The organism is Streptococcus oralis, assembly GCF_023109155.1.
In the GTDB taxonomy this organism is placed as follows: domain Bacteria; phylum Bacillota; class Bacilli; order Lactobacillales; family Streptococcaceae; genus Streptococcus; species Streptococcus oralis_BZ.
Genome location: NZ_JALDUA010000001.1, coordinates 30,635 through 42,387, shown reverse-complemented (window position 1 = coordinate 42,387; position 11,753 = coordinate 30,635). Strand labels below are relative to the sequence as shown.

The 11,753-nt window shown below is 38.1% G+C and carries 13 protein-coding genes; 2 read left to right on the top strand and 11 right to left on the bottom strand.

What is annotated here, in order from left to right; translation table 11 throughout:
• Positions 1–45: 45 nt before the first annotated feature.
• The 11 genes from rpsB to yfmF form a co-directional block, all read right to left on the bottom strand.
• Complete coding sequence (gene rpsB / locus M1F63_RS00205) at positions 46–825, bottom strand: 30S ribosomal protein S2 (protein WP_049537932.1); 780 nt, start codon at positions 823–825, stop codon at positions 46–48.
• A 222-nt stretch (positions 826–1,047) separates the two neighbouring features.
• Complete coding sequence (gene pcsB / locus M1F63_RS00200) at positions 1,048–2,256, bottom strand: peptidoglycan hydrolase PcsB (RefSeq protein WP_247940440.1); 1,209 nt, start codon at positions 2,254–2,256, stop codon at positions 1,048–1,050.
• 93 nt (positions 2,257–2,349) lie between these two features.
• Entirely contained in the window at positions 2,350–2,844 is a 495-nt protein-coding gene (gene mreD, locus M1F63_RS00195; protein ID WP_001237915.1) for a rod shape-determining protein MreD, read from the bottom strand.
• A gap of 2 nt (positions 2,845–2,846) precedes the next feature.
• The gene (gene mreC, locus M1F63_RS00190; RefSeq protein ID WP_247940439.1) at positions 2,847–3,662 is read right to left on the bottom strand and encodes a rod shape-determining protein MreC; all 816 of its coding nucleotides are present in this window, start codon (positions 3,660–3,662) and stop codon (positions 2,847–2,849) included.
• A gap of 60 nt (positions 3,663–3,722) precedes the next feature.
• Positions 3,723–4,517, bottom strand: a complete 795-nt coding sequence (locus M1F63_RS00185; RefSeq protein WP_084880316.1) for an energy-coupling factor transporter transmembrane component T family protein — start codon at positions 4,515–4,517, stop codon at positions 3,723–3,725.
• Positions 4,510–5,349 carry an energy-coupling factor transporter ATPase gene (locus tag M1F63_RS00180; protein WP_084880314.1) on the bottom strand — a complete coding sequence of 280 codons (840 nt, stop codon included), beginning with the start codon at positions 5,347–5,349 and terminating at the stop codon, positions 4,510–4,512. Before M1F63_RS00180 ends, M1F63_RS00185 begins: the two co-directional genes overlap by 8 nt.
• Positions 5,334–6,161 carry an energy-coupling factor ABC transporter ATP-binding protein gene (locus M1F63_RS00175; RefSeq protein ID WP_084880312.1) on the bottom strand — a complete coding sequence of 276 codons (828 nt, stop codon included), beginning with the start codon at positions 6,159–6,161 and terminating at the stop codon, positions 5,334–5,336. The genes M1F63_RS00180 and M1F63_RS00175 overlap by 16 nt, the downstream gene beginning before the upstream one ends.
• A complete protein-coding gene (gene pgsA / locus M1F63_RS00170) occupies positions 6,158–6,703 on the bottom strand; it encodes a CDP-diacylglycerol--glycerol-3-phosphate 3-phosphatidyltransferase (RefSeq protein WP_000712149.1) in 546 nt (181 codons plus the stop codon). Before pgsA ends, M1F63_RS00175 begins: the two co-directional genes overlap by 4 nt.
• Positions 6,704–6,713: 10 nt before the next feature.
• Positions 6,714–7,535, bottom strand: coding sequence for a cytoskeleton protein RodZ (gene rodZ / locus M1F63_RS00165; protein WP_049479387.1), 822 nt, complete (start codon positions 7,533–7,535; stop codon positions 6,714–6,716).
• Positions 7,536–7,570: 35 nt separating this feature from the next.
• Positions 7,571–8,854: an EF-P 5-aminopentanol modification-associated protein YfmH gene (gene yfmH, locus M1F63_RS00160; protein ID WP_247921124.1), complete on the bottom strand. Its 1,284-nt coding sequence runs from the start codon at positions 8,852–8,854 to the stop codon at positions 7,571–7,573.
• The gene (yfmF, locus tag M1F63_RS00155) at positions 8,851–10,101 is read right to left on the bottom strand and encodes an EF-P 5-aminopentanol modification-associated protein YfmF (RefSeq protein ID WP_247940438.1); all 1,251 of its coding nucleotides are present in this window, start codon (positions 10,099–10,101) and stop codon (positions 8,851–8,853) included. The genes yfmH and yfmF overlap by 4 nt, the downstream gene beginning before the upstream one ends.
• 160 nt (positions 10,102–10,261) lie before the next feature.
• Here yfmF and yaaA point away from each other — a divergent pair, with 160 nt between their 5' ends.
• Both yaaA and recF read left to right on the top strand, forming a co-directional pair.
• Complete coding sequence (gene yaaA / locus M1F63_RS00150) at positions 10,262–10,630, top strand: S4 domain-containing protein YaaA (protein ID WP_049489933.1); 369 nt, start codon at positions 10,262–10,264, stop codon at positions 10,628–10,630.
• A gap of 2 nt (positions 10,631–10,632) precedes the next feature.
• Positions 10,633–11,730: a DNA replication/repair protein RecF gene (gene recF / locus M1F63_RS00145; protein WP_247921126.1), complete on the top strand. Its 1,098-nt coding sequence runs from the start codon at positions 10,633–10,635 to the stop codon at positions 11,728–11,730.
• Positions 11,731–11,753 lie beyond the last annotated feature (23 nt).

Genomic DNA, 11,753 nt, shown 5'->3' with positions numbered 1-11,753 from the left:
GCTGGGCTAGGCCCCGCCCTCCTAGGTAATTACTATTTATATGAATTAAGCGTTGTCGCCTTCTACAACTTCAACGATTTCTTCGATTGAGTCAGCTTGAGCTTCTGAAGCTGCAAATTCTGCTTCAACTGTTGCTGCATCTTCACCTTGACGTCCTTCGATGATAGCGTCAGCCAATTTAGCTGTGATCAATTTAACAGCGCGGATAGCGTCATCGTTAGCTGGGATGATTACATCGATATCGTCTGGATCAGTGTTTGTGTCAACCATCGCTACAACTGGGATACCCAATTTTTTAGCTTCTTTAACAGCGATTTGTTCTTTATGTGGGTCAACTACGTACATTACATCTGGGATACGAGGCATGTCTTCGATACCACCCAAGAATTTTTCAAGACGTGCACGTTGTTTGTTAAGAAGTGCAACTTCTTTCTTAGGAAGAACGTCGAAGATTCCTTCTTCTTCCATACGTTTGATTTCTTTCAAACGAGCAATACGTTTTTGGATAGTTCCCCAGTTAGTAAGAGTTCCACCCAACCAACGGTGGTTGATGTAGTATTGACCTGAACGTTCTGCTTCTTCTTTAACAGCGTCAGCAGCTTGTTTTTTAGTACCAACAAACAATACAACTGCATCGTTAGCTGCAGCATCACGCATAAAGTCGTATGCTTGGTCAGCGTATTTTACAGTTTGTTGCAAGTCGATAACGTGGATTCCGTTACGCTCAGTGAAGATGTACTTAGCCATCTTAGGGTTCCAGCGACGAGTTTGGTGACCAAAGTGTACACCAGCCTCAAGAAGTTGTTTCATTGAAATTACTGCCATGAGTATTTCTCCTTTTTGTTTTTTTCCTCTCCTCGACTTCAACTTGCAAAACGACCCGAGGGCAACAGTTTCACAATTCATCCAGAATGAGTATTATCGTTTACACGACAAGTTTCATTTTATCACATTTTAGCCATATTTTCAAGTGGTTTTAATAGTTTTTGGTCTAACTTAAAACTAAAAAAGAAAAGAGACTCACATCGAGCCTCTTCGTTTCATTCATTAGTTTGCATAGATGTATGTTACGTAACCTTCAGAAGTTGTAGTTGGGTTGAACCATCCACGCTTGTTACCGATTGTACGATCTCCACCGTAGTTTGATTCTGATACTTGAATGCTAGTTGATGATGAAACTGCTGTAACAACCGCTACGTGTCCATATCCACCGTCATTCCAACATGCAATCGCACCAACTTGTGGAGTTGATCCAGTACGGAATCCTGCAGCTGCTGCACTTGTAGCCCACTGCGCTCCGTTACCCCAGTAATCTCCAGCCCAAGGTGCTAATGTCTTAGCTCCCCAAGTACATTCACCAGTTGGATAACTTGAAGCATTTGTACTGTATGTTGGACGCTGTCTTGTTGGAGTTGGTGCAGGTGCTGGAGTGTAGCTTGAATCATCATCTGATGAAGAGCTTGAAGTTGCTTGCACTTGATCTGAAAGTGTTGTATTTCCAGAAGCAACAACTGATTGTTGTTGGCTTGTTTGACGTGCTTTATAAGCTGCTTCTGCTTCAGCTGCTGCTTTTGCTTCTGCCTCTGCTGCTGCTTTTTGTTCCAATAAAGTAGCTTTATCACTTTCTGCAGTAGCTTTCTCTGCAGCAAGGTTTAACTCAGCAACTTTCAACTCTGCTTGTTTTGTTGTCAATGCTTGTGCATCGTCAGCAAGCGTTTGTTGGTTCGCAATGACAGTGTTGATTGCTTCATTATTTGCAACCTGTTTTTCAGCGATAGATTTCTTATCAGCTTTCTGTTGCTCCAACATTTTGTTGTTAGCTGATACAATCTCGCTCATTGCTGCAACACGTGAAATAGCTTCTGTAATTGATTTTGAGTTTACAATTGTATTGATGTAGCTAGTTGCAGCACCGTTTGTTTGTGCGCTACGTGCTTGTTTTTCCAAAGATTCATTACGAGCAACAATGTTCTTAGAGAGCTCTGTAATTTCTCCTTCAAGTTTTTTAGATTCAGCTTGTAGAGTTTCATTCTCAGCTTCCAAGTTCGTTTGTTGAGTTTGGATAGCTGTAACTTGCGTTTGGATTTCATCTACTTGTTTTTGAGCTTCTTTTTGTTGAGATGTCAAATTACTAATCTTACTATCTTGAGCAGCAATCTTTTCATCAGTTGTTTCAGCGTGGACAGTTGTCAATACCGCCGCTTGTGAAACCAATACTGTACTTAACAAAAGTGACGCTAAGATTTTTTTCTTCATATTGTGTAGATACTCCTTCTATTTAAGACATTACTAGTATACCAAAAAAAGACATAATAAATATTACGCCTTTGTTACATTTTTATTTCTTTCTTATAGATAACATTTTTCAAAAATATATTGGAAAATAAGCATCCATAAAAAGTTTAAAATCATTGATGGGACAAGGCTATAGACGATGAAAACTGGCATCGATTCTACTGTCAATCCCATAGCAAGAGCAAGGAGGTAGCTCCCCATATCAAATAGGAAACTCATCACAACTATTGTTAACATTCTTGTCCAACGGTTTAGCAAAATTACACTATTAAATTTATGGAGCGAAGCTCCTATCAAGATAAATAGAAGTGTTGCAATTCCTATCAAGTGGAAAAAATAGATATCGTACACTAAACCCACTATACCGCAATAAGCTAGATAGAGATATTCTGAAACCTCAATTGTCTCAAACAAGAGAAATAAAAACAGAAAATGACTTGCTAAATGAAAGTGAGGGAAGAAGGATCCCGCTAATTGTCCAATATGTGCATCAATTAGTACAACAAAAGGGAGTAAAAAGAAAATACCAATTTGTTTTAACAGTCTCATTGCTAATTCCCCACTAACTCAACCACATGAAGATTTTTGGTGTCAGCACTTAACTTTACTGTTACTTCCTTTGTTAGATAATCACTGCTGTGTGTTGTAGCAACAACCTCCCCAACAGGAATATCCTTAACATTAAAGTTTCCGAGCCCCCCTGTAGTCACCTTGTCTCCTGCGCTAATGTCACTGTTACTATTTAATTGGCTAATTTTAAGCAGTTCTGACTCCTTATCATAACCAACGATAATCCCGTAAATTTCAGTAGAACCATGCAGGATTTTAACAGAAATTTTGTCTGAATTTTCGGTGTTTGTCAATAGGTTGATCGTTGTTGAATGATCCTCCACCTTTGAAACACTACCAATCAAACCCCCGTTTGCAATGGCCAACATATTTTCAGAAGCTCCTTTTGAACTTCCCGCATCAATTGTTAACTCTTGTTTCCAAGATACTGGAGCTCGCATAATCACATCTGCTGCAATGGTTTTTGTAGCCTGCAATTTTGACTTCATATCCAGCAACTGACGTAATTGTTCATTTTCATTTTTTAAACTTTCTGATTGATTAGACTCCACTTCTAATTGATAGAGTTGTTTTTTTAGACTTTCGTTTTCATTGTAAGTCTGTGTCAAATGACCCAAATCCGATTTGAAAGCATCAAACCACTGAAATGGTTTTTGAACAATTCGATCTACTAAGGAAATTCCATCTCCTAGTTTTGTCACAATAGCGCTTGAATAGGTTGTCACTAATAGTACAGAAACTGCCAGAACTGTGACAAAAACGATGATTAGATATTTTGATTTTTTAAAACGGTTCATATTCCTACCTTTATACTAAAAACCTGCTACTGTGAGCTTCTTATCAATCCTACAAACCTGCTAAGATTTTAAGAAAAATAAGAAACATCCCAGTACCAAAATCACAAGAATTGCCAGTGTATCCTTTTGACTCCATCTCAACTGTCTATACTGACTTCTACCCTTTCCTCCCTGATAACCACGCGCTTCCATGGCTATTGCCAATGAATCTGCACGCTTTAAGCTCGTCGCAAAAAGAGGAATTAAAATTGGAATCATAGCCTTTACTTTTTGAACGATGCTACCTTCGCCAAAGTCAACTCCACGAGCTTTTTGAGCATTCATAATTCTCGTCGTGTCATCCATCAAGGTTGGAACAAAACGCAAACTCATTGATAACATGAGACCAATTTCATGAACGGGAACTTTCACGCGTTTCAGCGGTGCTAAAAGAGCTTCAACTGCAGCTGCCAGACTCAAAGGCATGGTCGTTAAGGTTAGCAAGGTTGAAAAGAAAATAATCAACACAAAACGACAGAAAATGATCCCAGCTTGTTGTAAAGCATAATCCGTTATTTTTATAAAAGAAAACTCAAATAGGACATTTCCACTTGAAATGAAAAAGAGCTGAAAAAGAGTCGTAAAAGCAATCAGGAAGAACATGGATTTTAATCCCTGAACGAAAAATGAGAGGGAAACGCCTGACAAAGCGATAAATATACCTGTCGCTACAAACAGAATGAGATTGGTGAGAGGATTATTGGCCCAAAATACAATCAAAATCAGCAGGATCATGGCAAGCAATTTACTACGTGGATCCAAGCGATGAATGATGGAATCCCCCGGTATATAACGCCCTAAAATCATACTATCCATTTAGCGACTCCTTAAACTCCTCTATCTTGATTGGCAGTTTTTTAAAAGCTACACCTCTATCTGCCAAACGTTTACAAAAGGCTGTGATTTTAGGCACACCTAACTGTACCTTTTCCATAGAGGCTACATCTTGAAAGACATCACTTGGTTTGCCACTTTTGACCAAACGCCCCTTTTCCATAACATAAACCTGATCAGCATATGCAGCTACATCATCCATCAAATGCGTTACCAGAACGATTGTCATTCCAGCAAGGTGAAGCTCTTTAAACAAGGTCATCAATTCTTTTCTGCCAAGAGGATCTAGTCCAGCTGTTGGCTCATCCAAAACCAAGACAGTTGGCTCCATGGCTAGCATACCTGCTATAGCCACACGTCTCATCTGACCACCCGAAAGTTCAAAAGGACTGCGCTCAAAGAGTGACTCATCGATGCCTACCAAGGCTAACTTTTCTCGCGCAATTTTCTTGGCCTCTTCCTCAGAAACTCCAAAATTTTGCGGTCCAAATGCAACATCTTTCAAAACAGTCTCTTCAAAAATCTGATTTTCAGCAAATTGAAACACTAGACCAACTTGCTTTCGAATCTGACGAATTTCTTTATTGGTTGATGTAGGGGTAATGACGGTATCGAAAACTCGAACAGAACCCTTACTTGGTACCAATAGGCCATTTAAAAGCTGTAAAATCGTTGATTTCCCACTACCTGTGTGCCCTACTAAAGCTGTATAGGAGCCATCCTCAATCGTCAAAGAAACATCAGTCAAGGCTGATGAAGATAGGGGAGTCCCCTCTTGATAGGTAAAGCTCACATTTTCTAGAGTAATTCCCATAACTTGTCCTCTAGCTCTCCTTCTGTCAAATAGTCATCCGGCAACTGATAACCAGTCTCTCTCAAAGATTCTCTCAATTGATTAGCAAAAGGTTCATCTAACCCTATCTGGTCAAGGTCATTCCGAGAAAAAAGTTCTCTTGGGCTGCTGGTTGACTCCACTTGGCCTTTTTTCATGACCAAGACACGATCACTCATCGCAACTTCCTCTAAATCATGTGTAATGGAGACGACTGTCATCTGGTGGTCTTTTCGTATCTCTTGAACTGTCTGAATCAGTTCTCTGCGTCCCTCAGGATCCAACATACTTGTAGCCTCGTCCAAAATCAAAATAGCTGGCCTCAAGGCAACAACTCCTGCAATAGCCACCCGTTGTTTTTGTCCACCAGATAAACGAGCTGGTTCTCTCTTCTTAAAGTCCAGCATACCTACCAACTCCAAAGATTCAGCCACTCTCTTCTTCATTTCTTCTCGAGGAAGTCCCTGATTTTCTAATCCAAAGGCGACATCATCTTCAACAGTTGCCCCCACAAATTGGTTATCTGGATTTTGAAAAACCATACCAATTTGACGGCGTAAGTCCCAAACATTCTCAGAGGACAGCAATTGCCCATCAATCCAGATTTCCCCAGACTCTGCTTCAAGCAAGCCATCAATCAAACGGATAGTTGTCGATTTTCCACTCCCATTATGACCTACAATCGAAAGCCATTCTCCCCGTTTCACATGAAACGAGACATTATTAACATCATAATGATCCTGGTCTTCCTTGTAACGAAAAGACAGATCTTTTACTTCAATAATCGATTTCATTTCGAACCAAATGTCCCTTTGAATACATGAGCGCTACCCTTGAAATAATCATAACCAGAGTAGATAGTGAAAAACAAAGCGATATAAAGCAACAGCTGACCAATTAAATTCCAATGTAAGAGCAAAAAGATAATGGCAAACATCTGACTAAAGGTCTTGATTTTCCCTGGCATCGCTGCTGCTAGAACTGTCCCTCCCGTCTCAACAAGCAACAAACGCAAGCCTGTCACCGCAAGTTCACGACAGATGATAATAGCAACAACCCAAGCTGGAGCCATACCTAACTCAATCAACATGATAAAAGCTGACATAACCAACAGCTTATCGGCCATCGGATCAGCAAACTTTCCAAAGTTGCTGACTACATTCCATTTACGAGCAAGGTAACCATCAAGATAATCCGTTATACTAGCAACTGCAAAGATGATCGCTGCCAGCAAATGACTGCCTTGTGAATGGCCCAAAGTCAAAATAAGAATAAAGAGAGGTATAAAGAGAATTCTACCAATAGTTAATACATTAGGAATTTGTTCTTTTTTCATTGATTTTTCCTTAATCTGTAGTAAATGTAAGTGTCACAGTTCCAGTCTGAGTTGTCAGCTTCGAGGTGTCAATCGTTTGATTGTCCACAGTCACAGTAACTCCCTTCACTACACCTAAAGTAATGGTAACGGGGTTCTTAGTTGAAACTGTTGTTTTTGCATTCTTATTGTCTGCGGATAGTGTCACACCACCCTCCAGCTCACTTCCTGAAACACTTACCCAACTAGTTTCATCTGATACTGCCAGTTGAACAGTAGCGATTTCCTTACTCGTTTTATACCGAGCTTCAATGCGGTTTCCTTCGCCTGACACTGTAATAGTTGATTCCGTAGTAGAAGACGAGCTAGACGTCTGACTACTAGAAGATGAACTAGATGAGGTGGTTGAACTAGTCGAGCTCACAACACTATAATTAGCTGAAGAAGGACTTGGCTGAGTTTGGATGTAGTTCCAGACATAGTAAGTGACAAAAATTAAAATTGACAAAGCAAATAGAACGAAATAAAACAAGGGGAGATAAGACGTTTTTTTCTTATTTGACCGTCTGCGACCAGACAAGTCTTCTTCATCGACATCTACCTCTTCATAAGTGATCATACTACCTGAATCATATGCATCCAAAACAATTCTTTCATCTAACTCTACTGCCCAGGCATATTTTCTTAAAAAAGAACGAGCATAGAAGGTACTAGGAAGTTGATCAAAATCATCTGCCTCCATAGCTTCTAGAAAATGCAACTGAATTTCAGTTTTTTCCTGCAATTCTTCTAAACTCAATCCCTGGTTAATTCTAGCTAAACGTAGAACCTCGCCAATTGTTTTTTTTCTCATACGTACCATTCCTTCTTTCTAGTATTAGTTATCTTTTAAGCTGGAAAGATTGTAAAATCAACTAGATCACCATTATCAATCAAACGATGTCCAGCTTCTAGAACATCCTCCAAAGTAATTTCCTGTAAAATTTTCGGAAAATCAAAAATTGTTTCTCCGCGATCCATCGGATCGTATTGAGTTGCAATAAATTCCAAAGAGTTCATGCTACTGAAAAACTCACCAAACATCTCACTCTTAACAAGATCTAAATGCTCCTCGGTAATATCCGCATCACTACTAAACTGACGAATCGCTTTACGAAATTGATGTGACAGAGAAACAGGCTCTTTGGTGTCCATTGTCAATATCACAAAATGAAAGCGACTGTTGACTTCAACCTCAAGTGACAATGACGCGTCTAACTTCCCAGACTCATATAACCTTTGAAAACGATCAGAAGTCCAACCAAACATCATCGTAAATAGTAATTTCAATAAAATATTGTAACGATAAGACTCAGCTTCTGTTATTTGCCCATTACCTCTAATCGCAACAGCAAGTTTTGGTGAAGAAACTTCCATCCGAAGACTATCTGTTTGCTTCACAGGCTGTAAGGGTAGTTGCTCTTTTGTAACTGTAAACTGTTCTAGAGTCTTCTTTTCCTTTTTCGAAAAGTATTCCTCAACAACTTTTACATCAATATTTCCAACTAAAAACAGTGACATGTTGACAGGTTTGTAAAAGTCTGTAAAGTTCTCTTTTAAATTTGAAACTTGAATCTCAGAAATTGATTTTTCACTTCCAACTATATCTATTGCTAAAGGAGTATCAGGATAAAGGTTGGCTAATGTTGCAAAAAACAAACGTGAGTCTGGATCATCTTGGTACATTTCTCGTTCTTGCTGGATAATAGCCTGTTCCCTCAAAACAGACTCTTCTGTAAAATGAACATCTCCGACTAACTCATCTAGCAAATCTAAATTTTCTAATAGATGGTCAATTGTTGAAAAAAGATAGCTGGTCTTAGTAAAGCTTGTAAAGGCATTACTGTCCGCACCTAATCGAGTAAACGCAGCCATTATATCCTCAGAATTTTCTCTTTCAAACAATTTATGTTCAAGAAAATGTGCAATTCCTGCTGGATGATGACGTAAACCTTTTTCCAAGCTTGTATAAGTTGCATCTACAGAACCAAATTGAACCGTTACAATCCCATAAACCTCATTGAAATCTTGTTTAGGAAGTAAAGAAACTGTCAACCCATTTGACAATCTTGTTTTGTAGACTGTTTCCTTTACAGCAGGATAGTATTTTTCTTCAAAAGTAACCTTTGTCATTCTACTCCTTCCATAAAGTAAATCGCTTGTAACTTCAAACTGTTGGCAACTTTACAGACAGCTTCTTTATCAACACTCTCTAATTTTGCCACCAATCGATCAATGTCAAAGCTTGATTTTCCCAATAGAGCATTCAAATAGACTCTTTCAACTAGGGTCTGTTGATTATCTTGAGCCATCAACAAAGATCGTCGAATCATCTCCTTGGTTTGTTCAAGCTCAAAATCTGTAAAGTTGCCCTTTTTCAAATCTAGCAACTGATGATTCATCAATTTTCTAGCCTGATTTCGATTTTCTCTATCAATACCCGCATACATCCTTAACAGACCACTAAACAAATCCAATTGACTCGAGACTGTATAGGCTATTCCAGCATTTTCACGAACGTTTGTAAAAAGTTTCGAATGTGCAAATTCACCCAACAAACCATTCATAACAAGCATGGGCAAATGCTCATCATCACCATATTTTACAGGAGAATGATATCCTAATTCTAAAATAGATTGCCCAACATTCCTCTGAACCATTCCTTCTCGTAGAACATTCGAATAAGATTGATAGTACTGGATAGTGATGCCGTTCTCTCTAGCTGTAAAGGGTAATGACTTCAGTGATTCTGTAATTTCTACTTCGTTGAAATCACCTAAGAAAAAGAAATCAATACGATCATTTTTCAGAGTATTTTGAAAGCACATGTATCCACTTTCCGGAGACTCATTTAAAATGCTATTTCGTAAATCACTGTATCTCAATTGAAGACGCTCATCATGGAAGAACAAGCTATCCAACTCCTTATGAGCAAAATAAAATGAATCATCCATATCAGTAGCTAGACTAGCCAATAACTGTTTTCTTTCAATTTCAAATAAAGCTGGCTCAAAAGCACCATCTTGAGCTAAGGGAGCAAATAAAGTCTGTCTCACCAATTCCAAAATTCGAGAAGTCAAGACATTCTTTTTGCTTAAAAAATCATCCCTCACATAAGTAAATGTTAAGTCAAGAATATGTGCCTGTCCCCTACGATAAGCACTTGTGGAAATATCTGTTCCATATAAACTTGCCAAGTATCTGCGAAATGCTTGTGATGTGGGATAAGCTTGATTTGCCGTCTCCAACATACTAGCACTTAACATGCGTCCTGCTATTGTCTCAAGAGATAAGGGAGCAGTAAAACGAATAGTGATTTTATTTGTTTTAAACTTTTTGGATTGAACAAAATGTGCTGAAATTCCAGGCACTAATTCCATACCTTACCTCCTTACATATAGAGTTCTATTATACCACGAAAATCAAAATTTTTCTTGTTCTCTTTATAGCTTTAAAGAGTAAAACCGTTTTCATTTCAGCTAACTTTCCTTCAGCTATTTCAAGGAAAATATGGTATAATACCAAAGATTGAGGTGAATTATGGAATACAAATTATTTGAAGAATTTATTACGCTCCAAGCCCTCCTAAAAGAACTTGGAATTATACAAAGCGGTGGTGCTATCAAATCCTTTTTAATAGATCATCAAGTTTACTTTAATGGCGAGTTAGAAAGTAGACGTGGGAAAAAAATCCGTATTGGAGATACGATTGACATTCCTGATTTAAAGATTGACATCACCTTGACACAACCAAGTTTAAAAGAGCAAGAAGAGCATCAAGCAGATAAGATTGAGAAAGAGCGAATTGCTAAACTTGTTAAAGAGATGAATAAAGGTGTCAAGAAAGAAAAACAAAAAACTTCTTCATCACCTAAAACCAAACAAGTTCCACGTTTTCCAGGAAGATAACCATGTGGCTCCAACATTTAACAATTAAAACCTTTCGAAACTACAAAGAGGCAAAAATTGATTTCAATCCAAAATTAAATGTCTTTCTAGGTCAAAATGCACAAGGAAAAACCAATATTCTAGAGGCAATCTATTTCTTAGCCTTGACACGTAGTCATCGGACTCGTACAGATAAAAATCTCATTCATTTTGATAACGAGCAACTCCATCTTTCTGGCTTGCTACAGAAAAAAACAAGCTCTATCCCTCTAGAAATTGATTTAACACCAAAAGGGCGTGTGACTAAGGTCAATCACTTAAAACAAGCGCGCCTATCAGACTACATTGGACATATGAATGTTGTCCTCTTCGCGCCTGAAGATCTCCAGCTAATTAAGGGAGCACCTTCTGTCCGTCGAAAGTTTATAGACATCGAACTGGGACAAATTAAACCAATCTACTTGTCAGACTTGTCAAACTATAACCATATACTCAAGCAGAGAAATACTTACCTAAAATCCAGCCAAAAGATTGATGAAACATTTCTGTCAGTCTTAGATGATCAGTTAATAGATTATGGTTGTCGCGTTATAAAGCATCGGATAAAATTCATTAAAGACTTAGAGAAATTTGGCCAAAAAAAACACTTAGAAATTTCAAATAAATTAGAAGAACTGTCAATATCTTATCAATCATCTGTCAACTTCACTAATGAAGAACAGCTAACAAGTTCCTTTAAAATTGCTTTAGATAAAAGCAGATCCAGAGATTTATTTAAAAAGAATACTGGAGTTGGCCCTCATCGAGATGATATTTCTTTTTATATCAATGGTATGGATGCTAGTTTTGGAAGCCAAGGTCAACATCGTAGCCTTGTTCTTTCTATAAAACTGGCGGAAATTGAGCTAATGGAAAGTATTACCAATGAGTCTCCGATACTACTGCTTGATGATGTTATGAGCGAACTTGACAATACACGGCAACTAAAATTACTAGAAACCATTTCTCAATCTATCCAAACCTTTATTACAACAACAAGTTTAGACCACTTACAAAACTTGCCAAAAAACCTTAGTATTTTCAACATTCAAAATGGTAAAATTTCTGTAAATCAACATTGACAACTTTGTAAACAAAAAGGACT

Excerpts from the sequence above, each read along its gene's own strand:
- M1F63_RS00175 (WP_084880312.1), bottom strand. The coding sequence starts at position 6,161 with ATGAAATCGATTATTGAAGTAAAAGATCTGTCTTTTCGTTACAAGGAA.
- yfmF (WP_247940438.1), bottom strand. The coding sequence starts at position 10,101 with ATGGAATTAGTGCCTGGAATTTCAGCACATTTTGTTCAATCCAAAAAG.
- rodZ (WP_049479387.1), bottom strand. The coding sequence starts at position 7,535 with ATGAGAAAAAAAACAATTGGCGAGGTTCTACGTTTAGCTAGAATTAAC.
- yfmH (WP_247921124.1), bottom strand. The coding sequence starts at position 8,854 with ATGACAAAGGTTACTTTTGAAGAAAAATACTATCCTGCTGTAAAGGAA.
- pgsA (WP_000712149.1), bottom strand. The coding sequence starts at position 6,703 with ATGAAAAAAGAACAAATTCCTAATGTATTAACTATTGGTAGAATTCTC.
- pcsB (WP_247940440.1), bottom strand. The coding sequence starts at position 2,256 with ATGAAGAAAAAAATCTTAGCGTCACTTTTGTTAAGTACAGTATTGGTT.
- mreC (WP_247940439.1), bottom strand. The coding sequence starts at position 3,662 with ATGAACCGTTTTAAAAAATCAAAATATCTAATCATCGTTTTTGTCACA.
- M1F63_RS00185 (WP_084880316.1), bottom strand. The coding sequence starts at position 4,517 with ATGGATAGTATGATTTTAGGGCGTTATATACCGGGGGATTCCATCATT.
- recF (WP_247921126.1), top strand. The coding sequence starts at position 10,633 with ATGTGGCTCCAACATTTAACAATTAAAACCTTTCGAAACTACAAAGAG.
- rpsB (WP_049537932.1), bottom strand. The coding sequence starts at position 825 with ATGGCAGTAATTTCAATGAAACAACTTCTTGAGGCTGGTGTACACTTT.
- yaaA (WP_049489933.1), top strand. The coding sequence starts at position 10,262 with ATGGAATACAAATTATTTGAAGAATTTATTACGCTCCAAGCCCTCCTA.
- M1F63_RS00180 (WP_084880314.1), bottom strand. The coding sequence starts at position 5,349 with ATGGGAATTACTCTAGAAAATGTGAGCTTTACCTATCAAGAGGGGACT.
- mreD (WP_001237915.1), bottom strand. The coding sequence starts at position 2,844 with ATGAGACTGTTAAAACAAATTGGTATTTTCTTTTTACTCCCTTTTGTT.